26 protein-coding genes and 1 pseudogene are annotated in these 25,367 nt (G+C 63.8%); 12 read left to right on the top strand and 15 right to left on the bottom strand.

All coding sequences use genetic code 11. The features are described 5' to 3' along the window. The 11 genes from VGO12_RS01000 to VGO12_RS00950 form a co-directional block, all read right to left on the bottom strand. Positions 1-252, bottom strand: a 252-nt coding sequence (locus VGO12_RS01000) for an isocitrate/isopropylmalate family dehydrogenase (RefSeq protein ID WP_327510894.1), incomplete at its 3' end; no start/stop codon positions are given. A 65-nt stretch (positions 253-317) separates the two neighbouring features. Beyond that, positions 318-545: a hypothetical protein gene (locus VGO12_RS00995; protein WP_327510893.1), complete on the bottom strand. Its 228-nt coding sequence runs from the start codon at positions 543-545 to the stop codon at positions 318-320. Next, positions 542-1,933 (bottom strand): amidase, encoded by a 1,392-nt coding sequence (locus VGO12_RS00990; protein WP_327510892.1) that lies wholly within the window; start codon positions 1,931-1,933, stop codon positions 542-544. Before VGO12_RS00990 ends, VGO12_RS00995 begins: the two co-directional genes overlap by 4 nt. An 11-nt stretch (positions 1,934-1,944) precedes the next feature. Next, a complete protein-coding gene (locus VGO12_RS00985) occupies positions 1,945-2,919 on the bottom strand; it encodes an oligopeptide/dipeptide ABC transporter ATP-binding protein (RefSeq protein WP_327510891.1) in 975 nt (324 codons plus the stop codon). Beyond that, on the bottom strand, positions 2,916-3,932 hold the full coding sequence (locus VGO12_RS00980; protein WP_327510890.1) for an ABC transporter ATP-binding protein: 1,017 nt from the start codon (positions 3,930-3,932) through the stop codon (positions 2,916-2,918). Before VGO12_RS00980 ends, VGO12_RS00985 begins: the two co-directional genes overlap by 4 nt. Further along, a complete protein-coding gene (locus tag VGO12_RS00975; RefSeq protein WP_327510889.1) occupies positions 3,929-4,789 on the bottom strand; it encodes an ABC transporter permease in 861 nt (286 codons plus the stop codon). The genes VGO12_RS00980 and VGO12_RS00975 overlap by 4 nt, the downstream gene beginning before the upstream one ends. Then, positions 4,789-5,739, bottom strand: a complete 951-nt coding sequence (locus VGO12_RS00970) for an ABC transporter permease (protein ID WP_327510888.1) — start codon at positions 5,737-5,739, stop codon at positions 4,789-4,791. Before VGO12_RS00970 ends, VGO12_RS00975 begins: the two co-directional genes overlap by 1 nt. 144 nt (positions 5,740-5,883) lie before the next feature. Further along, positions 5,884-7,356 (bottom strand): ABC transporter substrate-binding protein, encoded by a 1,473-nt coding sequence (locus VGO12_RS00965; RefSeq protein WP_327510887.1) that lies wholly within the window; start codon positions 7,354-7,356, stop codon positions 5,884-5,886. 45 nt (positions 7,357-7,401) lie between these two features. Then, complete coding sequence (locus VGO12_RS00960) at positions 7,402-8,148, bottom strand: glucose 1-dehydrogenase (RefSeq protein WP_327510886.1); 747 nt, start codon at positions 8,146-8,148, stop codon at positions 7,402-7,404. 62 nt (positions 8,149-8,210) lie between these two features. Further along, the gene (locus VGO12_RS00955) at positions 8,211-9,650 is read right to left on the bottom strand and encodes an aldehyde dehydrogenase family protein (protein WP_327510885.1); all 1,440 of its coding nucleotides are present in this window, start codon (positions 9,648-9,650) and stop codon (positions 8,211-8,213) included. 1 nt (position 9,651) lies between these two features. Further along, positions 9,652-10,335, bottom strand: a complete 684-nt coding sequence (locus tag VGO12_RS00950) for a GntR family transcriptional regulator (RefSeq protein WP_327510884.1) — start codon at positions 10,333-10,335, stop codon at positions 9,652-9,654. Between the two features lie 235 nt (positions 10,336-10,570). On the opposite strand from VGO12_RS00950, the pseudogene VGO12_RS00945 reads away from it, so the two are divergent. Then, positions 10,571-11,254, top strand: a pseudogene (locus VGO12_RS00945) (DUF599 domain-containing protein); the annotation flags it as partial. A gap of 200 nt (positions 11,255-11,454) precedes the next feature. Then, entirely contained in the window at positions 11,455-11,838 is a 384-nt protein-coding gene (locus VGO12_RS00940; protein WP_327510883.1) for a DUF427 domain-containing protein, read from the top strand. Here the strand turns inward: VGO12_RS00940 and VGO12_RS00935 are convergent. After that, positions 11,774-12,721 carry a hypothetical protein gene (locus VGO12_RS00935; protein WP_327510882.1) on the bottom strand — a complete coding sequence of 316 codons (948 nt, stop codon included), beginning with the start codon at positions 12,719-12,721 and terminating at the stop codon, positions 11,774-11,776. The two genes, VGO12_RS00940 and VGO12_RS00935, sit on opposite strands and share 65 nt — an antisense overlap. 160 nt (positions 12,722-12,881) lie before the next feature. Next, a complete protein-coding gene (locus tag VGO12_RS00930; RefSeq protein ID WP_327510881.1) occupies positions 12,882-13,451 on the bottom strand; it encodes an XRE family transcriptional regulator in 570 nt (189 codons plus the stop codon). A 200-nt stretch (positions 13,452-13,651) separates the two neighbouring features. Between VGO12_RS00930 and VGO12_RS00925 the strand changes: the two genes are divergently transcribed. Further along, a complete protein-coding gene (locus VGO12_RS00925) occupies positions 13,652-14,785 on the top strand; it encodes an aminotransferase (RefSeq protein WP_327510880.1) in 1,134 nt (377 codons plus the stop codon). Positions 14,786-14,803: 18 nt separating this feature from the next. On the opposite strand, the gene VGO12_RS00920 is transcribed toward VGO12_RS00925, so the two are convergent. Then, a complete protein-coding gene (locus VGO12_RS00920) occupies positions 14,804-15,529 on the bottom strand; it encodes a glutathione S-transferase (RefSeq protein ID WP_327510879.1) in 726 nt (241 codons plus the stop codon). Between the two features lie 257 nt (positions 15,530-15,786). Here VGO12_RS00920 and VGO12_RS00915 point away from each other — a divergent pair, with 257 nt between their 5' ends. The 6 genes from VGO12_RS00915 (at position 15,787) to VGO12_RS00890 (ending at position 21,644) form a co-directional block, all read left to right on the top strand. After that, a complete protein-coding gene (locus VGO12_RS00915) occupies positions 15,787-16,788 on the top strand; it encodes a LacI family DNA-binding transcriptional regulator (RefSeq protein WP_327510878.1) in 1,002 nt (333 codons plus the stop codon). A gap of 168 nt (positions 16,789-16,956) precedes the next feature. Continuing rightward, positions 16,957-17,991 (top strand): sterol desaturase family protein, encoded by a 1,035-nt coding sequence (locus tag VGO12_RS00910; protein ID WP_327510877.1) that lies wholly within the window; start codon positions 16,957-16,959, stop codon positions 17,989-17,991. A gap of 8 nt (positions 17,992-17,999) precedes the next feature. After that, entirely contained in the window at positions 18,000-18,311 is a 312-nt protein-coding gene (locus VGO12_RS00905; RefSeq protein WP_275027285.1) for a MocE family 2Fe-2S type ferredoxin, read from the top strand. An 82-nt stretch (positions 18,312-18,393) separates the two neighbouring features. Further along, a complete protein-coding gene (locus VGO12_RS00900; protein WP_327510876.1) occupies positions 18,394-19,338 on the top strand; it encodes a substrate-binding domain-containing protein in 945 nt (314 codons plus the stop codon). A gap of 219 nt (positions 19,339-19,557) precedes the next feature. Beyond that, positions 19,558-20,763: an NAD(P)/FAD-dependent oxidoreductase gene (locus VGO12_RS00895; protein WP_327510875.1), complete on the top strand. Its 1,206-nt coding sequence runs from the start codon at positions 19,558-19,560 to the stop codon at positions 20,761-20,763. After that, positions 20,763-21,644 (top strand): sugar phosphate isomerase/epimerase, encoded by an 882-nt coding sequence (locus tag VGO12_RS00890; RefSeq protein ID WP_327510874.1) that lies wholly within the window; start codon positions 20,763-20,765, stop codon positions 21,642-21,644. Before VGO12_RS00895 ends, VGO12_RS00890 begins: the two co-directional genes overlap by 1 nt. Here the strand turns inward: VGO12_RS00890 and VGO12_RS00885 are convergent. Further along, positions 21,637-22,578, bottom strand: coding sequence for a LysR family transcriptional regulator (locus VGO12_RS00885; RefSeq protein ID WP_327510873.1), 942 nt, complete (start codon positions 22,576-22,578; stop codon positions 21,637-21,639). The two genes, VGO12_RS00890 and VGO12_RS00885, sit on opposite strands and share 8 nt — an antisense overlap. A 149-nt stretch (positions 22,579-22,727) precedes the next feature. Between VGO12_RS00885 and VGO12_RS00880 the strand changes: the two genes are divergently transcribed. The 3 genes from VGO12_RS00880 (at position 22,728) to catA (ending at position 25,222) form a co-directional block, all read left to right on the top strand. Then, on the top strand, positions 22,728-23,909 hold the full coding sequence (locus tag VGO12_RS00880; protein WP_327510872.1) for a muconate/chloromuconate family cycloisomerase: 1,182 nt from the start codon (positions 22,728-22,730) through the stop codon (positions 23,907-23,909). Between the two features lie 10 nt (positions 23,910-23,919). Beyond that, positions 23,920-24,210 (top strand): muconolactone Delta-isomerase, encoded by a 291-nt coding sequence (gene catC / locus VGO12_RS00875; protein ID WP_327510871.1) that lies wholly within the window; start codon positions 23,920-23,922, stop codon positions 24,208-24,210. Between the two features lie 73 nt (positions 24,211-24,283). Then, on the top strand, positions 24,284-25,222 hold the full coding sequence (gene catA / locus VGO12_RS00870) for a catechol 1,2-dioxygenase (RefSeq protein WP_327510870.1): 939 nt from the start codon (positions 24,284-24,286) through the stop codon (positions 25,220-25,222). The last annotated feature ends 145 nt before the right edge of the window (positions 25,223-25,367 follow it).

Here is a 25,367-nt window from a genome sequence, read left to right as displayed (position 1 = left end):
ATAAGGCACCGCATCCCACTTCGGACCGCCGACGGCGCCAAACAGCACCGCATCTGCCGCGAGCGCCTTTGCCATGTCCCCTTCCGAAATCGCCTGGCCGTGGGCGTCATAGGCCGAACCGCCGACCAGGCCCTCGTCGGTGACGAAGCCGGCGGCAAGCTCGGCGTTCATGTAGGCGATGATCTTGCGGACTTCCGCCATGGCTTCCGGGCCGATGCCGTCGCCGGGGAGGATGAAAAGTTTGCGGGCCATTTCGGCACTCCTGTGTCTGGTCTGGGATAAAACGGCCGGGCCGCATTGAAGTTGACGGGGTGGGGCTAAACCGCTGGCTTCGCGCCTTCGATCTGGCCGATGCGCTCGCGCAAGGTGTTGGCGATGCTCTGCGAGACCGGGGCGACAGCGATCTCGAGGCTGGCCCTGCCGCCGTCCACCTCGACGGCAAGCTTCGAGACACTGACGCCAAGCCGGCGAACGATATCGAGCAGCCGCGAAACGATGTTTTCCAGATCGCCGCTTTCGACGGTGTAGCGCATCGTGTCGGTCATGCCGCCACCTTCGGCCAGGGCCGCTGTGCGGGCCGCATGGTCTCAAAGGCGCGCGCGAGGCGCAGCACGCCGATATCGTCGAACTGTTGGCCGATGACCTGCAGGCCGATCGGCAGACCGCCTTCGGTATAGCCGCAGTTGATCGAGACCGCCGGCTGGCCGCCCATGTTGACGGCGACGGTAAACGCGATGTGTTCGAACGGCTTCTGCGGGTCGTTGACCGGGGATGCCCATTCGGCGGGATAGGACGCGGTCGGCGCCGTCGGCGACAGGATGAAGTCATAGCCGGAAAGGGCTGCATGCAACGCGTTGCGCATCGCCTCGATCTGGGCAAAGCCGGTATAGACCTCGCGGCCCGAGAAGGTCTCGGCCGTTCTGATCCAGTCGAAGATGTAGGGCAGGATCTGCGCCTGTTTCTCCGGCGAAAGGCGCGAGACGTCTTCCCAGCCGCGGGCCCGCCAGAAGCGGTCGAGACCATCGATCATCTCGCGCGTCAGGAACGGGCCGACCGGCTCGACGATCGCGCCGGCGTCGGCGAAAAGCTGTGCCGCCTTTTTGACCGCAAGTTCCGTTTCCTTCGAGACGGCTTGGCCGAAACCGGCGTCGAGCCAGAGGCCGATCTTCAGGCCTTTCATGCCGCGATCGAGATCGAGCCAGGGAATGTCGGCATAGGGCAGAGCCATGGTGTCGCGGAAGTCTGGCTTCGACAGCACCGACATGTAGAGCGCGGTGTCGGCAACGGTGCGGGTCATCGGGCCGGCGACGCGGCCGATGAAGGGCGGGTTGATCGGCACGCGTCCCGCCGACGGCTTCAGACCGACGATGCCGCACCAGCCGGCGGGCAGCCGGACCGAGCCGCCGATGTCGGTGCCGATATGAAGTGGACCATAACCGGCGGCTGCCGCAGCACCCGCGCCGGCGCTCGATCCGCCCGGATTGGCGGAGAGATCCCACGGATTGCGGGCGAGCTTGTGAAAGCTGGAAAGACCGGAGGAGAGCATGCCGTAGTCGGGCATGGTGGTCTTGGCGAGCAGAATGCCGCCCGCTTCGCGGGTGCGCGCTGCCGGCGGTGCATCGGCTGTGGCCGGCGTCAGCGACACGGCGGCGCAACCGAGCGGCACGGCCGTGCCCTTGGTGGCGATGTTTTCCTTGATCGTCACCGGCACGCCGTCGATTGCGCCGAGCGGTTCACCCTTCGACCAGCGCTCTTCCGATGCCCTGGCAGCCTTGCGGGCTTCGGTCGGATCATAGGCCCAAAGCGCGTTCAGCTTTGGCTCGGAGGCGTCGATCCGGGCGATGACAGCCTCGGTCACCTCGACGGGCGAGAGTTTTTTCGAGCGATAGGCCTCGACAAGATCGACGGCGGAGAGATCGGCGAGTTCGGACATGGCATCAATTCCTAGGCAAAATGACAGCGGGCGGACCAAGCCGGCGTCACCGGCTTGACCACGGGCGTGCGGGTCAGGCAGATCTCCTGCCTCACCGGGCAGACGGCGGCGTAGGCGCAGCCGGCGGCGGTTGTTGCGGTATGGACGGGTGTCTGCGGCGGTCCGTCGGACCGTACCCGCTTGCGCCGTCCGGAAAAGGGTTTCGGCACGGCGGCAACCAGTGCCTGTGTGTAGGGATGGCGCGGGTTGTCGAAGACTTCGTTCGTCGGGCCCTCTTCGACGATCCGGCCGAGATGCATGACGGCGACCCGGTCGGTGATGGCGCGCACCACGCCGAGGTCATGGCTGATGAACAGATAGGAAAGACCAAGTTTTTCCTGCAGGTCCATCATCAGGTTCAGGACCTGCGCCTGGATCGAGACGTCCAGCGCAGACACCGGCTCGTCGGCAACGATCAGCGCCGGCCTCGTGATCAGTGCCCGGGCGATGGCGATGCGCTGGCGCTGACCGCCTGAAAATTCGTGCGCGTATTTGTCGGCGGACGCCAGCGGCAGGCCGACGGCTTGGAGCACGTCGGCGATGCGCCTGTTCCGATCGGCCGTGCTGGTCCCGCGCTCCAGCGACACGATCGGCTCGGAAATGATCGTGCGCACGGTGTGGCGCGGATCGAGTGAGCCATAGGGATCCTGGAAGATCGCCTGGAAACCTTTTCGCGCCTCGCGCATGTCGGGCCGGTCGAGCGCATAGATGTTTCTGCCGGCGATGTTGACCTCGCCCGATTGCGGCCGTTCCAGCCCCATGACGGCGCGCGCCAGCGTCGACTTGCCGGAGCCGCTTTCGCCGACGATGCCAAGGCTCTGGCCGGCGGCGAGTTCGATGCTGACGCCGTGCAGCACGCGCAGCCGGCTCTGCTTCGAAAAGATCGACGCGCGCGGCAGGTCGTATTCGCGCACGAGATCGGTGGTCTTCAGAATGGTCTTGCTCATGGTGCCACCATCCTTTCGCGCGGATGAAAGCAGGCGGCGCGGTGCGGCACGTCTCCATCGGTGTTGAGCAGGTCCAGAGTCGGGATCGCCTGCCGACAGTCGGCCTCGGCGAAGGAACAGCGCTCGGCGAAGGAACAGTGCGGCGGACGACCGAACGGGTCCGGAACGATGCCGGGGATGGAATTCAGCCGTGGCCGACCTTCGCCCGTCGGGCGTGGCGCCAGGGCGGCACCGTGTGGCGAGGCGGCAAAGAGGCCGCGGGCATACGGGTGTGCCATGCGGGCAAAGACATCATCCGTGCGCCCTGTCTCGATGATGCGCCCGGCATACATCACGGCGATGCGGTCGGTCATTTCGGAGACGACGCCGAGGTCGTGGGTGATCAGCATCAGTGCGGTACCGGTATCCTCGATCAGTTCGTCGAGCAGGTCGAGGATCTGCGCCTGCACGGTCACGTCGAGTGCTGTCGTCGGCTCGTCGGCGATCAAGAGATCCGGCTCGCAGGCGATCGCCATGGCGATCATTACGCGCTGCCGCTGGCCGCCCGAAAGCTGGTGCGGGTAGAGATCGAGATCGAAACGCGGCGCTGGCAGGCCGACGCGGTCGAGCAGGGCGCGGGCCTTCTTCTCGGCATCGGCCTTCGTTTCTCCAAGGTGCAGCCGCCGCCCCTCGGCGATCTGCGCGCCGATGGATTTCACCGGGTTCAGCGCCGTCATCGGCTCCTGGAAGATCATCGCGACGCGCCGGCCGCGATAGCGACAATACTCGGCCTCCGCTAAGCCGGCGAGATTGCGGCCATCGAAGAGAAGCTCGCCGCGCACCCGCATGCGCTCAGGCAACAGGCCCATGACGGCAAGGGCTGTCATCGACTTGCCGCTGCCGGATTCGCCGACGATGCCGAGGCGTTCGCCGCGGTTGAGCTTGAGATCGATGTCGCAGACGATGTCGACCTGGCTTTTGCCAGCGGAGAGTTCGACCGACATTCCGGCCATGTGAAGCAAGGGTTTCGTCATCGTTGCCGCCTCACGCGCGGGTCGAGTATGTCGCGCAGGCCGTCACCCAAGAGATTGAGGCCGAGCACGGCGAAGGTGATCGCCAGCCCCGGGAAGATCGCGAGCCACGGCGCCTGGTAGATGAAGGTCTGGGCGTCGTTCAGCATCTTGCCCCAGCTTGGCATCGGCGGCTGCGTGCCGAGGCCGACATAGGAAAGGCCGGCTTCGGCGACGATCGCCAGTGCGAACTGGATCGTCACCTGGACGAGCAGCACGTGGTTGATGTTGGGCAGGATGTGAAGAACGGTGATTGCGACGTCGCCGCGCCCGGCACAGCGGGCGGCCTGCACATATTCGCGCTTCCAGAGGCCCATCGATGCGCCGCGGGTGACGCGGGCGAAGACCGGGATGTTGAAGATGCCGATCGCGATCATCGCGTTGACGGCGCCGGGGCCGAAGATGGCGGTGATGATGACGGCAGTCAGAAGCGCGGGGAAGGCGAAGGCAAGGTCGCTCATGCGCATGACGAGGCCATCGACCCAGCCGCCGCGGGCGGCCGCCCAGGCGCCGAGGGGCACGCCGATGCCGGCGCCGACCAGCACCGCGACGATCGAGACCGAGATCGAATTGCGCGCGCCGACCATGATCATCGACAGGATGTCCCGGCCGAAATTGTCGGTGCCGAACCAGTGGGCAAGGCTCGGGCCCTGCAACTTGTCGCGGAAGTTCATCGCGGTCGGCGAATAGGGCGTCCAGACGAAGGAGACGAGCGCCATCGCCACGAGGATCAGGGTCACGACGGCGCCGATCGTCAGGCTGCGGCTGCCGATGAGTTTGGAGATGAGGCGGGGTTCAGAAGCGGCTGTGGAGGTGGACATCAGTGGCCTCCCCGCGACAGCCTCGGATCGAGATAGCCATAGACCAGATCGACGAGGAAGTTGATGGTGATGACGGAGGCTGCAAGCAGCGTCACCAGCGTCTGGACGGTCACGAGATCGCGCTGGGCGATCGCCTGGAAGACGAGGCGGCCGATGCCCGGCAGGTTGAAGACGTTCTCGATGATGATCGTGCCGGCGAGCAGGAAGGAAAACTGCAGGCCGATGATGGTGACAACCGGGATCAGCGCATTTGGTACCGCATGCTTCCAGAGCGCGCCCGAGCGGGAAAGCCCCTTGGCGCGGGCAGTGCGGATGAAATCCTCGCCGAGGGTTTCAATGACGGCGGAGCGGGTGACGCGGGAGAGAATGGCGGCCAGCGGCAGGCCGAGCGCAAAGGCCGGCAGGATCAGCGACTGCAGGCCGTTCCAGATGCCGCCGTCCCAGCCGGCAAAACCGGAGGCCGGGAACCAGGCGAGCTTCAGCGCAAAGAGCAGGATGAAGAGCAGTGCCAGCCAGAAGTTCGGAATGGCGACGCCGACCTGGGCAATGCCCATGACCACAGTGTCGCCGGCCTTGCCACGGTTGGCGGCGGCATAGACGCCGATGGCGATGGCGACGACGACCGAGATCGCCATGGACAGCAGAGCCAACGGCAGTGTTACGAGGATGCGGGGGCCCAGCAACTCGCGGATCGGCACCGAATAGGTGAGGCTCGTGCCGAAATCGCCGACGACGAAGCCGCCGATCCAGTGGAGGTAGCGGATCCAGATCGGCTGGTCGAGGCCGAGCTGGCGGTGCAGCGCCGCGATCGCGTCGGCGTCGGCATTCATGCCGAGCATCAGCACGGCGGGGTCGCCGGGCAACACCTGCATCAGCAGAAAGACGATCACTGAGGCGGCGAGTGTCGTCAGGATGAGCGACACGAGGCGACCGCCGATAAAGGAAATCACATCAACCTCCCGGAAAGAGCGAGCGTTGGCCGGCGCCGGGTGTGCCGGCCAACGTCTGGTCTGTATCCGCCTCCCCGTCAAAGAGGCGGATAGCGGGATGGGGACACGAGCGGCTTTCCGTCCGCATCCCCCTCAACGGGACGATCAGTTTTCCCAATAGGTCTGGGTCTGGTCGTCGGCCGGCACCGGCATGTTCTTCCAGAGGCCCTTCACCTTCTTGTTCCACACGCCGATCTTCGGCAGCGCGTAGAGAAAGACGTTCGGCTCGTCGGCCGCGAGCTTGCGCTGGAGCTGTCCGGCGAGATCCAGCTGCTCGGCTTCGGTCGAGGCCTGCGTGAAGGACTTGTAGAGCGCCTTGTATTCGGGGTTCTGGTAGTTGAAGTAGTATTTGTCGCGCGCGTAGATATCGAGGTCGCGGGCCTCGGCATGGGCGATGATCGTCGCGTCGAAATCCGAGTTCTTGAACACCTGATCAAGCCACTGCGCGAATTCGATCGGCACAAGGTTCACCTTGACGCCGACTTCGGCAAGCATGGCCGCAATGATCTCGCCGCCACGGCGGGCATAGGCCGGCGGCGGCAGCATGATGGTGATTTCGAGGTTCTGGACGCCCGCTTCCTGCAGCAGTTGCTGCGCCTTGCCCGGGTCATAAGGGTAGGTTTCGTTCAGATCGACATAACCGGGTTCGACCGGCGAATAGTGCGAGCCGATGGTCGTTCCGAAGCCCGAGTAAGTGCCTTCGACCAGCGCCTTGCGGTCGATCGCGTGGGCAAGCGCCTGGCGGACGCGCACGTCGTCGAAGGGCTTGCGCGCATTGTTGAGCGCGAGCACCACCTTGCCCGAGGTGCTGCCGACCTCGACCTGCAGGTTCGGATCGCTCTCAAACTGGCTGACAAGTTCGGCGGCCTGGAACATCGGGAAGGCGTCGACATTGCCCGCGAGCACGGCTGCGGCTGCCGCCGACGGATCGCTGATGAACTTGAAGGTCACTTCTGAGAGCTTTGCCGGTTCGCCCCAGTAATCGGCGTTCTTTTCAAGCACCACCTTGTCGCCCTTGGCCCATTCCTTGAACTTGAACGGGCCGGTGCCGACCGGCTTGGTCTTGTTGTCGGCGGCGGATGCCGGCGAGATCATCACCGCGTCACCCCAGGCCATGTTGAAGAGGAAGTTGGACGCCGGGCGCTTGAGCGTCACGACAGCCGTTGCCGGATCCGGGCACTCGGTCTTTTCGATCGGCTCGAACAGGCCCTTTTGCGCATTGGTGGAGTCCGTCGAGACCGCACGCTCATAGGAGAAATTGACGACCGAGCAGTCGAACAGTGCGCCGTCATGGAACTTGACGCCCTGGCGAAGCTTGAAGCTGTAGGTCTTCTGATCGTCCGAAACCGTCCAGCTTTCGGCAAGCAGCGGCTTGACGCTGCCATCCTCGACCACGCGAACGAGGCCCTCGAAGAGGTTGCCATAGGTGATGTAGCGGATGGGTGCGGCGGCGCCCGCGGTCGGGTCGAGGCCCGGCGGCTCCAGCACCTGGCCGACGGTGATCGTGTCCTTGGCCATTGCCGTCGTCAGCGATGCTGCGATCAGGCATGAGGCAAGCGCCCATTTCGTTAGGTTCATCGTGGTTCCCCCGCTTTGCGGTTGGTTGGTTATGTTTCCCAGTAATCAGATCGAGCGGCCACCGTCGACGTCGAGCGCGACGCCGGTGATCATCGATGCCTGCGGCGAGGCGACGAAGTAGGCGGCTTCGGCGAGATCTTCCGGCTTCAAGAGGCGTCCGAGCGGAATGGAGTCACGGAACTTCTTGCGGATCTCTTCGCTGTCCTCGCCCATGAACGTGGTGAGCAGCGGCGTTTCGCCGGCAACCGGATTGAGGGCGACAACGCGGATGTTGAACGGTGCGAGCTCGATCGCCAGCGCCTTGGTGGCAGACACCACCCAGCCTTTGGTCGCGTTGTACCAGGCAAGGTTCGGACGCGGACGGTTGGCGCCGGTCGAGGCGATGTTGACGATCACACCCGCCTTGTTTTCCTTCATGTGCGGCAGCAGCGCCCGCGTCATCAGGTAGACGCCGCGCACATTGACGCCGAGGATCCGGTCGAATTCGTCGGGGTCGACCAGCTCGGCATTCTGCGGCTTGTGGCCGATGCCGGCATTGTTGATGAGGATATCGACGCGTCCGAATTTTTCGAGGCCGGCCGCAACCGCGGCTTCGACATCCGCCTCCCTGGCGATATCGGCGACCACGGCAAAGGCGGTTGCTCCGAGTTCCTTTGCAACACGCTCAGCACCGGCGGCATCGCGATCGACAACAATGACTTTTGCGCCGCCCTCGACGAAGCGCTTGGCGATGCCCTCGCCGAAGCCGGAACCGGCGCCAGTGATGAGAGCGACTTTACCTTCCAGTGACACGGTGTTTCTCCTCAGGCAATCATGGCTTGTACGGTTGGGGCACGGCCCCCATTCATCCCGCTCTAGCCGTGGAAGACAGAAATGGTTTTCATGCTGGCGAAACCGTAGAGGGCCTCAAAACCCTTCTCGCGGCCATGGCCGGATTTCTTGACGCCGCCGAAGGGCAGCTCGACGCCGCCGCCGGCGCCGTAATTGTTGATGAAGACCTGGCCGGCATGCACGGCGCGCGCCATTCTGAACTGCCGGCCGCCATCATTGGTCCACAAACCGCAGACGAGGCCGTAGGCGGTGCCGTTGGCAAGGCGGATCGCCTCTTCTTCGCCGTCAAACGGCATGATCACCTGCACCGGGCCGAAGATTTCTTCCTGCACGGTGCGGTGTTCGTGTGGCACGTCGCGAAGCAGTGTCGGCGCGACATAGGCCCCCTCGGCGGGCGCGTCGGCGACGATCTCGCCTTGAGCCGCGACCTTCAGGCCGTCCTTTGCCGCACAGGAAAGGAAGTCGTCGATGATCGCCTTCTGCCGTTGCGAGACCACCGGGCCGACCGAGAGATCGGCGCCGGCCGGGCCGACCTTGAGGGCGCGGTAGCGTTCGCTCATGCGCGCGACCACCTCTTCGTAGACCGCCCGTTCGACGAGGATGCGCGACGAGGCCGAGCAGGTCTGGCCGGCGTTCTGGATGCCGGCGTTGACGAGGAAGGGAACAGCGCGGTCGAGGTCGGCATCGGCAAAGACGATCTGGGCAGACTTGCCGCCGAGTTCGAGCGTCACCGGGACCGCGTTTTTCGCCGCGGCCGCCTGAACCATCTCGCCGGTTCGGACCGAACCGGTAAAGGAGATGTGGTTGACGTCGGGGTGCTCGGAAAGTGCCGCGCCCGCCTCCGCGCCGAAGCCGGTGACGATGTTGAGCGCACCCGAGGGCAGGCCTTCCTCTTCGGCGATGCGGGCAAATTCGAGGATCGTCAGGCAGGCCTCTTCGGCCGGCTTGACCACGGCGGCATTGCCCATGGCAAGGGCTGCGCCCAGGCTGCGGCCGAGGATCTGCATCGGATAGTTCCAGGGGATGATGTGCCCGGTGACCCCATGCGGCTCATAGACGGTCAAGACGGTGAAGCCGTTCTGATAGGGAATGGTGTCGCCATGCACCTTGTCGGCCGCGCCGCCGTAGAATTCGAGGTAACGGGAAAGCGCCACGACATCGGCGCGGGCCTGCGTCACGGGCTTGCCGACATCGCGTGCTTCGAGTTCCGTGAGCAGATCGATGTTGCGCAGCACCGCCGCCGAGATCCGGGTCAGCACCCGGCCACGCTCGGTCGGCGTCATCAGCCCCCAGTCGCTGGCAAGCGCCGCGCGCGCCGAACGCACGGCGCGATCGATGTCCTCCCGGGTGCCCCGGGCAATGCGCGCGAATTGCTCGCCGTTTGAAGGGTCGCGGACAGGAATGAACTCGCCGCCTGTTGCATCCTGCCAGGTGTTGTCGATGAAATTGCCGTAGGTCTTCACGTCATGCCTCTTTGTCAGTCTCTCGGCCCTCAAGGAGCGACTTCAATCTCATGGCCGTCGCGTTGATATGGGCGCGGGCCAGTTTCTCAGCGTCATCAAGGTTTCGTGCCGCGATCGCCTCGACGATCAGCCCGTGTTCGGCGACTGCGGTGCTCGCCCGTTCGCTGGAGAGCGAAAAGGCGGGCGCAAAGACCTGTGAGGTCATGCGCAGGAGCGGCCCGAGCGGCGCCAGCGACGCGTTGCGCGAGGCGCTGACGATCGCCTCGTGAAAGACGACGTTGGATTGGGTGTAGGCGGCGGGGTCCCAGTTTTCGACGACCTTGCGCTGGCGCTCGACCTGCCTTGCCAGATCCTTGATCTCTGCGGCAGTCGCGCGCTCGGCGGCATTGCGGGCGGCAACGCCATCCATCGCCTCGCGCACCGCATAGGCGTCAAGCAGCTTCGGCAGGTCGGCGGTTGCGACGCGCACGCCACTGCCGGGCTTGTTGACCACCAGCCCGTCGCGCTCGAGCACCCGCAGGGCTTCGCGGAGCGGCGTGCGGCTGATGCCGAACTCAGCGGCGATCTTTTCCTGGCGCAGCGTCGCGCCCGGCGCGTAAACGCCGGCATAGATGCGTTCACGAAGCGCCTGCGCCACTTCGTCGAGAAGGCGTGACTGGCTTCGCCATTCGAAGGATTGGTTCATCGATCCCTCCCAAGATCGAGGCAAATTGTATCCAGGATACAAGTGTTGTCAATCTGTCAAACTGTACAAAGCCGAGGAGCAAGATTGCTCTTGCGTGAAAAAGCGTGCGGCTCCGGTGCGGCCGGCTTCAGCCTTTGCTGATCGACCCTTCGAGCAAAAGGTCGCGTCCGCGTTGACGGACCGCGCGCACCTGCTTCTATTAGGAGGGGATTATGCCGGGAGGTCAGACGTGCAGATGCTCGATTGGATTGCGATTGTCCTGTTCCTCGTGGCCTGGGCGGCGCTGGAGCCGATGATGGCGCTCGGCTGGCCGCGCCGGAAGGACAGCCTGATGCTGGACATGGTGAGCATCAGGAAAGCCTGGATGCGCGAGGTGTTGACGCGGGACACGAACTTCATCGGCGACGCCGCCATCCTCGGCCATACGATCAATTCGGCGTCCTTCTTCGGCTCTGCCAACCTGATCGTCATTGTCGCGATCAGCGGTGCGCTTTTCGTGCAGCCATCCCTCTCGCTCAATGCCGGGATCATCGCGCAGTTCGCGCCGATCGAGCCTCTCTGGCTGTTCCAGTGCAAGGTGCTGCTCGTCATGGCGACCCTGCTGCGCGGCCTGTCCGATTTCATCTGGGCGGTGCGGCAGATCAACTATTGCCTTGCGGCGATCGGGGCCAGTCCGTCGCGCGAGGAGGCCCGGGATATAGCAGAATGGGCCCACGCCCTGTCGCTGATGATCAATCCCGCCCTTCGTTCCTTCAGCATGGGCGTTCGTTCCTATTATTTCACGGTTGCCGCCGCACTCTGGTTCCTTGGGCCGGTCGTGTTCATCGTGGCCACGGTCGGTTCCGTGGGGCTGCTCGTCTGGAGGCACAGCTGGTCCGATACAGCCAAGGGTGTGATGGCGGTGCGCAAGCTACTCGACGAAGCAAGCGAGCCGGTGGATGCCGGCAAGGGAGAAACGATCCCGACGACCCAGTCGCCCGCCGGAAAGAGCTGACGGAGCATGGTCGAGCCTGAAAGGCGCTCTGGGCAGCGCTGAAGACGAGGCTGGTGCGCGGCCGGTTGGAAATTGGGACGATTGCGCCCATTTAGTTAGCACCATCCTTTCAGAGGCGATCGCTCATGTCCGACAAACCGATCAAGATCCCCGGCCCCGATCATCCGATCACCATCGAGAGAAATCCGGCCCGTGTCGTCGTCAAGCTTGGCGGACGTATCCTTGCCGATACGCGCGACGCGCTGACCTTGCGCGAGGCGACCTATCCGCCGGTGCAGTACATTCCGCGCCAGGACGTCGACATGTCGCTGCTGTCGCGCACGGATCACGGCTCGCACTGCCCCTACAAGGGCGAGGCGTCCTACTACAGCATCCCGATCGGCGGCGAGCGGTCGAAGAACGCCGTCTGGACCTATGAGACACCGCATGCGGCGGTCGCCGAAATCAGGGACCGGCTTGCCTTCTATCCGGACCGGGTGGATTCCATCGAAGTTCTGCCTGACGCATGATAGGCATAGGCGTCGATGGTCTCGCTGCGCCCACGCAAACTGAGGCCCTCATGCCTTGTCCATCGGTCTGGGCCGGCGATCCCGGCGTCGTCGAAGGCCGCGGCCGAAACCACGACCGATGCGCCGAGTTGCCGGGAGGCGGCCTGCAGCCGCTGGCCGACATTGACGGCATCGCCGATGACAGTGAATTCGTAGCGTTGGTCGCCGAGAAGCCGTTGAACCTTTCGAGCACGGCTCTTTCCCGGGCCGTACGGATCGCCAGCATCAGCGTCTTCCGGGCCCGTGACGCCGCGAGCGCCATGGCAAGGCCGGTCAGAAGCACGATCGCCAGCCGCGTGGCGTTGGATCCATCGGAAAAAGGCAGTTGCAGCCGGGGGTCGATGGTGACTGCCTGGCCCCCAGGCGACGGCCACCAGATGAACAGTCCGATTGCCAAGACGAACAACAGCGCTTGCACGAACAGGCGCCAGGCGTTCAAGCCCAGCGAGGTGATGGCGAGCAAGAGGAAGGCACCCCACGGAGAGACCAGCGCCGAGCGCATGCCGGCCGACAGGGTCTCAATCCATGGCCCGAACCAGCCGATGCCGAACAGCAGCAGGGCATCGGCGAAGACCCCGAGCCAGGGCAGCAGTCTCGGAAAGACGGAGGCACGCGCGAGCACCGCCCCAAGTGCTGAAAGCGCAATATTGGCGCCGGCGATCACGGCGACCCAGTCGTTCCAGCGCCCGACGATCATCGAAAGCGCCAGCATCACGCAGGCGATTGCCAGCGAGAAGGCGAGCCTTGCCATGGCGGCGAAGCGTTCGGCCTCGCGCTCGGCATCAAAAAGCACGCGCCCGTCCTGACTGCTCCAGCCATCCGGTGGTTCGACCTTCAAGAGCATGTGCATCCCCTTCGCCGAGACGTGGGCATCCTTCCATTCGCACAATCTTGAATCAAGCGTGCTTCGGGTTGGGCGCCGGACACCGATGCCGCAACATCGCCAGCCACCTTGGGTGCGGCGCGGCACCCGGCTTCATGCGTTTTCCTGTCGCCAGGCTGGACTAGGCGATGACGTTGCGGACGAACCGCACGACCGTGTCGCCTTCGTTGATGTAGGAATAGGTTTGGGCCGAGCTGTAGACCGTGAAGCTGCCGCCCGGGTAGCGCTTGCGCGCGCCTGAAAGTTCCAATGTCAGGGAGCCTTCCGTGATGAACAGCATCTCGTGCCAGCCTTGCGGATCGGGTTCGGCGTCGTAGCGCTCGCCGGGGCCGAGCGACCAGATCCACATCTGGGCTTCGGAGGTCGCCGGGGTGGATGCAAGCAGCCGCGCCTCACTGTCCGCCTTTTCGCCGCGCCAGGTCACCGTGTCGATGTTGTCGCGGGATTGACGCGACGGGTTCCTGACGAGATCGACGAAACCGACATTCATCGCTGCAGCCAACCTGTCGAGGCTGGAAAGGCTGATGTTGGCGTCGCCACCTTCGACGGCGACGATCATGCGGCGGCTGATGCCGGATGCTTTCGCCAGCGCAGCCTGGCTCAACCCCGTCGCAAGCCGGATCCGCTTGAGATTGTCCGCGACATGGGTCAGGACATCAGATCGATCTTGACTGTGCAATATATTGCTCATATCGTCCTTTTACAGGAACCGCGCATCAAATGCCACCGCCAATTCCCGGGCCTCCGTCAGCGATGGAGCGCTCATGCGAAGCCGTGTCGGCGCCGGTACCGGTCACACAACGGCGTGTCCAAACCGGAGCGCCGCGAACGTTTCAGCCGGCCCGCCGGGCATGCGCGCAACAGACGACAGTTGTTTGAAAGGACCTTGGCATGAAAATCCGCGACTTCGGCGTTGAAATCTGGATGAACCGCTACGAGAACCATTGCCAATGGAACCTCGCCGAGACCTGCGTCGAGTCACTGAGCGTGGCCGAACTGCTCGAAATGGCCGGCAAGACGGACACCATCCTTTCCGAACTGCTGCCGCTGAAGCTCACCTATGGCGCGATCGAGGGGTCCGAACGGCTGCGCGGCCTCATCGCGGGCCTTTACGCCAGGCAGGATATCGACAATGTCGTCACCGCCCATGGCGCGATCGGCGCCAATGCGCTGGTGCATGAAACGCTGGTCGAGCCGGGCGATCGGGTGATCTCAGTGCTGCCCACCTACCAGCAGCATTATTCGATCCCCGAGAGCTATGGCGCCGATACGCAGATCCTCAGATTGACGGAAGCAACCGGATTCCTTCCCGACCTCAACGAATTGCAGCGGCTGGCGACACCGGGCACCAAGCTGATCGCAATCAACAATCCCAACAATCCGACCGGCGCGCTGATGGATCGGGCCTATCTCGAGAGGATCGTCGAGATCGCACGCGCCTCAGGCGCCTGGATCCTCTGCGACGAAGTCTATCGTGGCACCGACCAGGAGGGCGACGGCCTGACCGCGTCGATCGCCGACCTCTATGAAAAGGGCATCAGCACCGGCAGCATGTCGAAAACCTTTTCGCTTGCCGGTCTGAGGCTCGGCTGGATCGTCGCACCACCGGAATTGATCAAGGCCGTTTCCGTTCACCGCGACTACAACACGATCAGCGTCGGCATGCTCGACGATCACTTCGCGGCCATCGCGCTTGAAAACAGGGACAAGATCCTCGCCCGCAGCCAGGGCATCACGCGCGCGAACCTCGCCATTCTCTCGGACTGGGTGGAAGCTGAGCCACTGATCTCCTGGGTCAAGCCGCGATCGGGCACGACGGCGCTTCTGAAATACGACCTGTCGATGACCTCCGAAGCGTTCTGCCTGCAACTGCTGCAGAAAACTGGCGTGATGTTCACGCCGGGCAGCGCCATGGATATGGAAGGCTATCTCAGGATCGGCTACGCCAACAATGAGAGCGTCCTTCGCGAAGGGTTGAAGCGCGTCTCCGCGTTTCTGCGGGAGCAAAGGGCCGCCGCCGCGTGACGACGGCGGCACCGCTCATCAGGGCTCGACGTCGAGCTCCGGGTAGCGGCGGAAGATGCCGTTCTCGTTGAAGGCCAGTCGCCGCGGTGACGCGAGATAGGCGGCAACGTTCGGCCGCACCTTTACTGCAGTGTGCAGCTTCAGGAGCTCTGGATACTGCGGCTCGTAGTGGCGCATCGCTTTCGGAAACGCATATCGCAGCCCTTCGATCACCTGGAACAGCGACAGGTCGACATAGGTGGCGGCGTTGCCGACCGCGTGGCCACCGCCCTCTGGGTTCTGGTCCAGCACCCGCTCGAAGTAACCGAGAAACTTCGGCATGCGGTTTGCGACAAACTCGAAGGCCCGATCCTTCGCTTCCGCCTTCTGATCCTCATAATATTTCGAGGTCGCGATCGGGTGGTGGGTGTCGTGTACCTCGGCGATGAAGTCGGTGATGGTGAGCTGCAGGCCGTTGGCGAACCACCGCAACGCCTCGTCCTTTGCTGCGAGCCCCAGCCTGGGGCCGAGATAGGAGAGGATGTTCGCCACATGCGATACGATCTGGTCGCCGTCCCGAAGGAAGGGCGGCGCGAAAGGAATGTGCGCTTCGGCACCGCTCTCCATCATTTTCAGCATCTCGCCGGTGCCGCGGCCCGGTTCACGCGTGACGTCGACATAGTCCGCCCCCGCGTCTTCGAGCGCCAGTCGGACGAACTCGCCACGGCCCTGGATGCCGTCCCAGTAATACAACTCGTAGCTCATGGATGCCTCGGTGCGGTTCTTGATACCGGCTTGATATAGGCGGAGAACGAGCGACGGCGAGGGTGGGCCGCACATGGACGCGCCCCCTGTCGAGCAAGCCCCTCCCATGCTATTGCGCTACAGCACCGCGCGTCTTGCCGAACGCGCAAAGGACGCTGTAGCACTTTGAATTTTTGCATGTTTTTGTCCTTTAATCGGCTACGATCAAAGGAAACATGCCGGAGGCGATTGCGTCGTCGGCCTGTCGAGGGAGCTTCGTGAGCAAACCGAACTACAGCGACATTGCCAGGCTTGCGGGCGTCGGGACCGCGACCGTCGAGCGGGTTCTCAACGGCCGCGGCGGCGTTCGTCCGGACCTGGTCGAGAAGGTGGTGGTCGCGGCGCGATCGCTGAATTATCCGCGCACGTTGCCCGATGCCCATCGCGGGCTCTTGCGCATCGATGTGCTGATGGTGCGCCCCGAGACGACCTTTTATCGCCGCCTGTCGCAGGCGTTCCACCGGATCGCCGAGACACTCGATCCGCTCGTTGTCGTGCATCGCAGCTTTACCGAGGAAATGAAACCGGACGAGATCGCCCGGCGCATCCTGTCAGCCGAGGTCCCGCGCGCCGGTTTGATCCTTGCCGTGCCCAATCATCCCTTGATCAGTGCCGCTGTCGAGGCGGTGGTCGCGCGGGGCGTGCCGGTGGTCCATGTCGTCACGCGGGCCTCGGACAAGCTGGGCGAGTTCGTTGGCATCGACAATCACGCGGCAGGGCGTACTGCAGGGCTTTTCATCTCGCGGATGGCACGCCAGGCCGGCCCTGTCGTTGCCCTCTGCCACCCCATCTATCAGGTCCATCGCGATCGTCTCAGCGGCTTTTCTGACTACTTCGCCGCGCACCCCGGTGAGCGCCGCTTCGAGTGGCTGGGCTTTACCCGCGACGAAGAACATTACGGTGCCGAAGCATTGCGGTCCGCACTTGAAATGTATCCGGATATGGCCGGCATCTATAACGCCGGCGGCGCCAACGCGGCGCTGATCGACGTGCTTTCCCGGCATCCGCGCGGCCGGGAGATTTTCTTCGTCGGCCACGAATTGACCGACTATACGCGCAAGGCGCTGAGCGACGGTATCATGGACGTGGTGCTCGACCAGGCGCCCGAGGCGCAGGCCCGCCGTGCGCTCGATCTCGTGTTGCGCCGTATCGGGATTTCCGAAATGGAGCCGGACAAGGCGCCCATCCGCTTCATCACTATCACGGCCGAGAGCCTTTGATCTGATTTGATCAAGGAAGCCTTCGGTATCTGACACGCCTCCTGTTAGATTTTGATCAGCAAGGAGGCCGGCTTCCCAAGCGGATTGTACCGGAAAAACAGCGCCCCTCAGCGCTCTCCTCGCCAGAGATTTCGCGGAACGCATGCGTTTCGCCGGGAGGAGAGCGTGATGGATGATCTGAAATATGGAACGCGCAACAAGCGCGGCGACTGGGCGCCGAACGAGCCGATCGAGACGGCGCCGCTATTTGCCTTTCCGCCCAGGCTGATGGCGCTTTTGAAGTGGCTGCCGCACTACTTCTTTCCGTGGAACGCGATCTTCGCCGCCTCGGCCGTCGCCTATTGGGCCTTCGTCATCCCGCCAGTCGTAACGATGCAATCTCTGCAGATCGGCTGGGTCGCCTGGCTCTATGCGGTCAACGCGGTCTGCGTGTTCCTGTTCTACGGCGCCTTCGAGATGCACCTCTATGTGCTGAAGCGGCAGGAAAACCGCTTCAAGTACAATGGCAAGTTCCCGGCCGAGCAGAAGAGCAAGGCCTTCTGGTTCGAGAGCCAGAACCTCGACAACATTTTGCGCACGTTCCTCTCGGGCGTGACCATCTGGACCGCCGTCGAGGTCGGCATGCTCTGGGCTTACGCGAATGGCTATGCGCCGTGGCTGACCTTTGCGGACAATCCCTGGACGCTCGCATTGGTCGCGCTGGTCGTGCCCGTCATCCACGAGTTCCACTTCTTCTGCATCCACCGGCTCATCCACACGCCGCTGCTCTACAAGTGGGTGCATTCGGTCCACCACAATTCGGTGAACCCGTCGCCGTGGTCGTCGCTGTCGATGCATCCGGTCGAGCATCTGCTCTACTTCGGCACCGCCTTCTATCACCTGATCCTGCCGTCGAACCCGATCCTGATGCTCTACCAGTTGCACTATGCGGGCTTCGGCGCCATTCCCGGCCATGTCGGATTCGACAAGGTCGAGGTCGGCGAGGAGACGGTCGTCGATAGCCATGCCTATGCGCATTACCTGCACCACAAGTATTTCGAGGTGAATTACGGCGACGCCCTGATCCCGCTCGATCGCTGGTTCGGCACTTGGCACGACGGCTCCAAGGAGGGCGAGGCGCGGATGCAGGAGCGCTACCGCAAGCGCAAGGAAAAATTGGCTAGCCGCAAGGCACGCAACACCATCGGGGAGGCAGCAGAATGAGCACCGTGATCACCTGGGTACCCGCCTGCAAACTGGACGATATCGAACAGGAAGGGGCGATCCGCTTCGACCATGCCGGCCGCACCTATGCGATCTATCGCGGCCCTGACGACAGCGTCTACTGCACCGCCGGCCTCTGCACCCACGAGGCCATCCATCTCGCCGATGGGCTGGTCATGGACTACGAGGTGGAATGTCCCAAGCATTCCGGTGCCTTCGACTATCGCACCGGTGAGGCCATCAGGCTTCCGGCCTGCGAAAACCTCAAGACCTACCCCGCCGAAATCGTCGACGGCGAAGTTCGCGTGGCCCTCGGTTAGGGCCACCCACTTAAGCATTGATCAGGCCCCGCAGGGCCTCCGGAATGCGCTCGGGTGATCCGGCACCCCTCGGGAGGAAATCATGAAATCCATGTACCTGGCGGCTGCCTTGGCCGCCTTGATGGGAAGTGCTGCCTCGGCGGAGACGATCGGCGTCTCGATGCAGAGCTTCGACAACAACTTCCAGACCCTGCTGCGCGAGGGCATCAATGCCCGGGCCTCGGAGGTCAACGGCGCCAGCGTCCAGATCGAGGACGCGCAGACCGACATCTCCAAGCAGCTCAACCAGGTGAACAACTTCATCGCCGCCGGCGTCGACGCGATCATCATGACGCTGACCGATACCTCGGCCGCGGCCGGCATCAGCGCGGCGGCCGAGAAGGCTGGCATTCCGCTCGTCTACCTCAATCTCGAGCCGGAAAACCTCGGCAAACTGCCGGCAAAACAGGCCTATGTCGGCTCGAAAGAAACCGACTCCGGACGGCTGGGCGCGGAAGCTGCCTGTTCGCTGCTCAAGGCAAAGGGCAAGGCTTCCGATGCGCAGGTCTATATCCTGATGGGTGATCTTGCCCACCAGGCCTCGCGTGATCGTACCTCGTCCTTCAAGGAAACGCTGGCCGCCGGCGACTGCAAGGGCGCGACGATCGCCGACGAGCAGTCGGCCGCCTGGACCCGCACCAATGCGATGGACCTGACAACCAACTGGATCACCGCGGGCCAGCCGATCGACGTGGTTTTCGCCAACAACGACGAAATGGCGATCGGCGCCATCCAGGCGCTGAAGGCCGCCGGGGTGTCGATGGACGACGTGATCGTCGTCGGCATCGATGCGACGCAGGACGGGCTCGCGGCCATGGCGGCCGGAGACCTTGATGCGACCGTGTTCCAGAACGCCAAGGGGCAATCCGCGAGCGCGGTGGACGCCGCCGTGTCGCTGGTGCGCGGCGAACCCGTCGACAAGAATGTCTGGGTCCCCTTCGAACTCGTCACGCCCAAGAATATGGCCGACTACGCGGCACGCAACTGATCCTCCGGCTGCGTGTCTCCTTTCGTCTCAGCCGGCGAAAGGACAGAACATGCAGGAATTCAGAGTTCGACAGCGACCTTAAAGCGTCTCACGAGACGCGCGGGCGCTGTAGGCCGGCGCATTTCTCCTGCCTGCGCCGGCCACCTTTCCTGAGCAAAGAGAGACAAAGCGCTCTCTGCGCTCGCATACCTTGCCCACTTTTGACCTACGGAGTTGTCCATGGACCGCATCGTCATCATCGGCGCCGGCGAAGCTGGCACAAGGGCTGCCTTTGCGCTGCGCGAGACGGGTTTTGCCGGCAGCGTTACGCTGGTCGGCACGGAACCGCATCTGCCCTACGAGCGGCCGCCGCTGTCGAAGCCGCTCGATGGCGCGGTGCAGATGAAGCAGATCTGCGGCGCCGAGGCACTTCAGGGCGCCGGCATCGCGTACCTGCAGGGCGTGTCGGCAATGACGATTGATCCGGACGCCCGGTCCGTGACCCTGAGCGACGGGGGAGCGCTTGCCTATGACAGGCTGCTGCTTGCGACGGGTGCCCGTCCGAGGCGGCTGGCATGTCCGGGTGCCGGACGGGCGCTCGATTTCCGCACCTATGCCGATGCGGAGTCCATCTTTTCGCGCGCCATACCGGGCGCAAGCGTCGCCATCATCGGCGGCGGCCTGATCGGCATGGAGCTCGCCGCCGTGCTGCGTGCCAAGGGCATCGCCGTCAGTGTGATCGAAATGGCCGAAAAGCCGCTCGGGCGCGCGGTGCCGCCACGCTTCGCCGCTAGGCTCCATGCCCGGCATGAGGATGAAGGCGTCGCATTCCATCTGGGGCAGGGCATTGCCGAAATCACCGATGATGCCGTCGTTCTCTCGGATGGCAGTCCGGTGCCAGCCGATATCGTCGTTTCCGCCATCGGCGTGGTCGCGGATATGGTGCTCGCCGAAACGGCGGGACTCGCGATCGCAAACGGCATCCTGACGGACAATTGCCTGCGAACCGGCGATCCGAACATCCTTGCGGCCGGCGACTGCGCTGCAGTGGCCCAGCCGGGCGGCGGCCATATGCGGTTTGAAAGCTGGCGCAACGCGCGCGCCCAAGCGGAAGTCGCTGCCCGCAACTTGGCTGGCGGTAGCGAGATCTTCGGCGCCATCCCCTGGTTCTGGACGGACCAGTATGATCTCGGACTGCAGGTGGCCGGGCTACCGCGGCCGGAGCACCAGAGCGTCACCCGCCCACTCGAGGGCGGCGAACTGGAGTTTTACCTGGACGGTGGACGTCTTGTTGCGGCTGCGGGCCTCGGCCTTGGCAACAGCGTCGCCAAGGATATCAAGCTTGCGGAAATGCTGATGGCCGCGGGCATCAGGCCGGATCCGGCGGTGCTTGCGGATCCCGGCGTCAACCTCAAGGCGCTGTTGAAGAGCGCGCGGGCGGCCTGATGCAGAAGCTGCGGGTCTTTCAGTCGCTCTGGGCGATGGAGCGCCGCCATCCTGATGGCTTCGAGCGCAGCCTCGAAGACAACATCGCCGCTATCGTCGCGGCCGGGTTCGACGGCGTCAGCGCGCATTACACCAGCCGCACGGATGTCGTCCGCCTCAATCGGGCAATCCGCGGCACCGGCTTGAAAATCGAGGGCGTCTGTTTCCCCCGGACTGTCGAAGACCTCCGGTTGACGGTGGAACTGGCGTCAGAATTTCCGGTCAGCCATATCGACCTGCAGGCGGATATCCGGCCGCGCCGGGTGGAGGAATGCCTGCCGCTTCTCGACGGTTGGATGCGGCTCGCCGAGACGGCCGATGTCCCTGTCTACATCGAAACCCATCGCCACCGGATCACCAGTGACCTGCTCTTCACGCTTGACCTGCTTAAGCTCCGGCCTGACCTGCCGCTGCTTGCCGATCTCTCGCATTATCTGGTCGGCCGTGAGTTCGCCGTTCCGGTCGAAGAGGAGAGCCACGCCCAAATCCGCCGCATCCTCGACAATGCCGGCGCCTTTCATGGCCGCATTGGCTCCTCCCAGCAGATCCAGATCGAGATGTCCTTTCCCCAGCATCGCCCCTGGGTCGATCTCTTCCTCGACTGGTGGGCTTACGGCTTTCGCCGTTGGCGATCGCGTTCGCCCGGAGACGCCGAACTGGTCATGACCTGCGAACTCGGCCCGAGGCCCTATGCCATCACTGACCGGGCCGGCAACGACACGACGGACCGCTGGGTCGAGGCGCTCTTGCTTCGGCAGATGGTGCGGGACGTCTGGGCCGGGAGCGCGGACGTATCCGGCAACGAAATGCCAGGCGTGCGCGTGCCGGATCCTGTCACTTGATGAAGGACGGCCGGAAGGGGAGGTTGTGCTCCAGGCCAAGCCAGGGCGGGTTCTCGGCATACATCTCGACGATCAGGTTCTTGATCAGCTCGATATGGCCCGAACTGTCGCCGGCCCGATGGTTGAGGATGACCGGCGACGTCGCGCGTTCGCCCTCGACCATCCGGTAGTGCACGTCGGAGCGCACCTGCCGGGCCGAGGAGGGTACGATGCAGAGACCCGCTTCCGAGGCGACGAGGCCAAGGGCGCTCTGGATCTCCCGCACCTCATGCACCTCGGCAGGACGCACATCCTCGGCGTGGAGCAGGCTCAGCACATGATCGGCATAACTCGGGCGCGGTTCCTTGGGGTAGACGATCAGTTTCTGGCCGCTCAGCGCGCTCAAGGGCAGGGGAGACGTCTCCTCCGCCAGCGGCGTACCCTGTGGGATGGCGATGGCAAGGCGCTCCTCCCGCATGAGAATGCCGACCACATTCGGGTCGTTGTGGTGAAGTCGGCCGAAACCGACATCGATGCGGCCCTCTTTCAGTGCCGCGATCTGCTGTACCGACACCATCTCGAGCAGCCGGATATCGAGCTCCGGTGCGTTATGCCGGAGCTTGCGCACCAGCGACGGCAATCCGCCATAAAGCGTCGAGGCGACGAAGCCGATCGACAGCACGCGGTTCTGGTTGAGCCCGACACGACGCGTGGCCTCGACCATCTGCTCGACCCGCCCCAGAACCTGCAGCGACTGTTCGTAGAACAATCGGCCTGCCTCCGTCAGCCGCACGGGACGGCTGGCGCGGATGATCAGCGGCACGCCGAGTTCCTCCTCCAGAAGCTGGATCTGCCGGCTGAGCGGCGGCTGGGCGATGTGCAACTGCTCGGCCGCGCGGGTGAAGTTGCGTTCACGGGCGACGGCGACGAAGTAGCGAAGCTGGCGCAGATCCATGTCAGGTCCTCATGTTCCTACAATTGCGGTATGTTGCAGTGCGGTAAATGCATGAATCCGCGCAATCTATGCCGTACTATATCATAAAGGTATCGCGACGAACCTATTTGGTGTTGGACGCCGCTTGGGGCCGAGCGCACAGTCACGCCATGAACAAGACCCTTGCACCCATCGCCCCGGCAGCAGCCCTTGTCCCCGTCGTCGAACGGATCGAGACGATGCTGGTCGACCTGCCGACCATCCGGCCGCACAAGCTGTCGGTGGCGACCATGACCGGCCAGACGCTGATGCTGGTGAAGGTTCATTGCAGCGACGGAACGGTGGGCATCGGCGAGGGCACGACGATCGGTGGCCTCGCCTATGGCGGCGAGAGCCCGGAATCGATGAAGCTTGCGATCGATACCTATTTCGCCCCTGTCATGATCGGGCAGGATGCGACCGGCGTGCGGGCGTTGATGGCGCGCATCGGCAAGGCGGTGAAGGAAAACCGTTTCGCGAAGTGCGCTGTGGAAACGGCACTGCTCGACGCCCACGGCAAGCGTCTCGGCCTGTCGCTCGGCGAATTCCTGGGCGGTGCTCTGCGCAAGCGCTTGCCAGTCGCCTGGACGCTGGCATCCGGCGATACCGCCAAGGATATAGCCGAAGCCGAAAACATGCTCGAGCTTCGCCGCCACCGGATCTTCAAGCTGAAGATCGGAGCCAAGCCGCTGAAGGATGACATCGCCCATGTGGCGGCGATCAAGAAGGCGCTCGGCGACCGCGCCGCGGTCCGTGTGGACGTCAACATGGCCTGGAGCGAATTCGAGGCGGCCTATGGCATGACGGCCCTTGCGGACGCCGGTTGCGAACTGGTCGAGCAACCGGTCGCCTCGACCGCGGCGCTCGGTCGGCTGGTCCGTCGCTTCCCGGTGGCGCTGATGGCGGACGAAGCGCTGACCGGTCCTGAATCGGCCTTCGAGATCGCCAGGACCAAGGGCGCCGATGTCTTCGCGGTCAAGATCGAGCAGAGCGGTGGCCTCTTCAATGCCCAGCGCGTGGCGGCGATCGCTGATGCCGCCGGTATCGAACTTTACGGCGGCACGATGCTCGAAGGTGCCGTCGGCACCGTCGCCTCGGCGCACGTGTTTTCCACCTTCGCCAACCTGCAATGGGGCACGGAGCTCTTCGGTCCGCTGCTTCTGACCGAGGAAATCCTGGCGACGCCGCTCGATTACAGCGATTTCGAGCTGAGCGTGCCGGATGGTCCGGGCCTCGGGATCGAACTCGACGAAGACCGGCTGAAATTCTTTGCGCGCGACGGGCTGCGCAAGACCATCAGCGTTGCAAAGTGAGGATCGGATCATGCTGTTTCACGTCAGGATGGACGTCCACATTCCCCACGACTTTCCGGCGGCAGAGGCGGCCGAGATCATCGCCCGGGAGAAGGCCTATTCGCAGGCGCTCCAGCAAAGCGGCAAATGGCGCCATATCTGGCGGATTGCCGGTCAATACGCGAATTACAGCGTCTTCGACGTCAAAGACAATGCCGAGCTGCACGAGATCCTCTCGGGTCTGCCGCTGTTCAAATTCATGGAGATCGAGGTGACGCCGCTCCTACGGCATCCGTCGGCGATCCGCGAGGACGATACCTGAGATTTCGTAGGTACCGCCGTCGGGAGGTTGGCAGGCGGTTTTACTTTCAAGCTATCCAAGTGGAGGAATTGATATGAGCGTGAAGATTTTCGACAGGCCGGAAACCCAAGCTTTCCTGAAGACCTTGAGTGGTCTCGACAAGGACGGCGGCAATCCGCGCGTCAAACAGATCGTGCACCGGCTGATGTCGGACCTGTTCAAGGCGATCGACGATCTCGACATTACGCCGGACGAATACTGGACCGGCATTGCCTGGGTGAACGAGATCGGCGCTAGCGGTCAGGCCGGCCTGATTTCGCCCGGCCTTGGCCTCGACCACTTCCTTGATGAGCGCCTCGATGCGATCGACGAAGAACTCGGCATCAAGAACCCGACGCCGCGCACCATCGAAGGTCCGCTCTATGTCGCCGGCGCGCCTTCCTCGGAAGGGTTTGCCCGCCTCGATGACGGCCGCGACACCAACGGTCAGCCGCTGATCATGCACGGTGTCGTCTATGACGCCGACGGTCAGCCGCTGAAGGGGGCGACGGTCGAGGTCTGGCACTGTGATACCCGCGGCTTCTATTCGCATTTCGACCCGACCGGCGTGCAGGCGCCCTTCAACATGCGCCGCACGATCGTCACCGATGCCAAGGGCTGTTACAAGTTCCAGAGCATCGTGCCGCATGGCTACGGCGTGCCGCCGGGCAGCCCGACCGAGCAATTGCTGTCCGCGCTCGGCCGCCACGGCCAGCGTCCGGCGCATATCCATTTCTTCATCAGCGCCGATGGTCATCGCAAGCTCACGACCCAGATCAACATCGCCGGCGACCCGCTGGTCAACGACGACTTTGCCTATGCGACCCGTGACGGCCTGGTGCCCGATGTCACCGAGCGCACCGACGAGGCGAGCATCAAGGCGAACGGTCTTTCCGGTCCCTTCGCCGAGATCGAATTCGACATCCACCTCACCTCATTGGTGAACGGCCTCGACAACCAGATCAACGAGCAGCGCAAGCGCGCCGCCGCCTGATTTTTGTTGCGGCGGCCGACCGAGCCGCCGCCCCTTGCCACCGACATTGTTGCAATCGCTAGAGCCGAGCACGGATCAGCCGTTTGCGGGAGAAGAACCATGTCCGCAGTTATCGACAAAGCCCAAGCCCTCGACGACCTGCTCG

It is taken from the genome of Ensifer sp., from assembly GCF_035999135.1.
Classification (GTDB): domain Bacteria; phylum Pseudomonadota; class Alphaproteobacteria; order Rhizobiales; family Rhizobiaceae; genus Ensifer.
This window is presented reverse-complemented; position numbering and strand designations above follow the sequence as displayed.

Coding starts and splice junctions, on each gene's coding strand:
- VGO12_RS00995 (WP_327510893.1), bottom strand. CDS start 545: ATGACCGACACGATGCGCTACACCGTCGAAAGCGGCGATCTGGAAAAC.
- VGO12_RS00990 (WP_327510892.1), bottom strand. CDS start 1,933: ATGTCCGAACTCGCCGATCTCTCCGCCGTCGATCTTGTCGAGGCCTAT.
- VGO12_RS00985 (WP_327510891.1), bottom strand. CDS start 2,919: ATGAGCAAGACCATTCTGAAGACCACCGATCTCGTGCGCGAATACGAC.
- VGO12_RS00980 (WP_327510890.1), bottom strand. CDS start 3,932: ATGACGAAACCCTTGCTTCACATGGCCGGAATGTCGGTCGAACTCTCC.
- VGO12_RS00975 (WP_327510889.1), bottom strand. CDS start 4,789: ATGTCCACCTCCACAGCCGCTTCTGAACCCCGCCTCATCTCCAAACTC.
- VGO12_RS00965 (WP_327510887.1), bottom strand. CDS start 7,356: ATGAACCTAACGAAATGGGCGCTTGCCTCATGCCTGATCGCAGCATCG.
- VGO12_RS00950 (WP_327510884.1), bottom strand. CDS start 10,335: ATGAACCAATCCTTCGAATGGCGAAGCCAGTCACGCCTTCTCGACGAA.
- VGO12_RS00940 (WP_327510883.1), top strand. CDS start 11,455: ATGTCCGACAAACCGATCAAGATCCCCGGCCCCGATCATCCGATCACC.
- VGO12_RS00935 (WP_327510882.1), bottom strand. CDS start 12,721: ATGCTCTTGAAGGTCGAACCACCGGATGGCTGGAGCAGTCAGGACGGG.
- VGO12_RS00930 (WP_327510881.1), bottom strand. CDS start 13,451: ATGAGCAATATATTGCACAGTCAAGATCGATCTGATGTCCTGACCCAT.
- VGO12_RS00925 (WP_327510880.1), top strand. CDS start 13,652: ATGAAAATCCGCGACTTCGGCGTTGAAATCTGGATGAACCGCTACGAG.
- VGO12_RS00920 (WP_327510879.1), bottom strand. CDS start 15,529: ATGAGCTACGAGTTGTATTACTGGGACGGCATCCAGGGCCGTGGCGAG.
- VGO12_RS00910 (WP_327510877.1), top strand. CDS start 16,957: ATGGATGATCTGAAATATGGAACGCGCAACAAGCGCGGCGACTGGGCG.
- VGO12_RS00900 (WP_327510876.1), top strand. CDS start 18,394: ATGAAATCCATGTACCTGGCGGCTGCCTTGGCCGCCTTGATGGGAAGT.
- VGO12_RS00895 (WP_327510875.1), top strand. CDS start 19,558: ATGGACCGCATCGTCATCATCGGCGCCGGCGAAGCTGGCACAAGGGCT.
- VGO12_RS00890 (WP_327510874.1), top strand. CDS start 20,763: ATGCAGAAGCTGCGGGTCTTTCAGTCGCTCTGGGCGATGGAGCGCCGC.
- VGO12_RS00885 (WP_327510873.1), bottom strand. CDS start 22,578: ATGGATCTGCGCCAGCTTCGCTACTTCGTCGCCGTCGCCCGTGAACGC.
- VGO12_RS00880 (WP_327510872.1), top strand. CDS start 22,728: ATGAACAAGACCCTTGCACCCATCGCCCCGGCAGCAGCCCTTGTCCCC.
- catC (WP_327510871.1), top strand. CDS start 23,920: ATGCTGTTTCACGTCAGGATGGACGTCCACATTCCCCACGACTTTCCG.
- catA (WP_327510870.1), top strand. CDS start 24,284: ATGAGCGTGAAGATTTTCGACAGGCCGGAAACCCAAGCTTTCCTGAAG.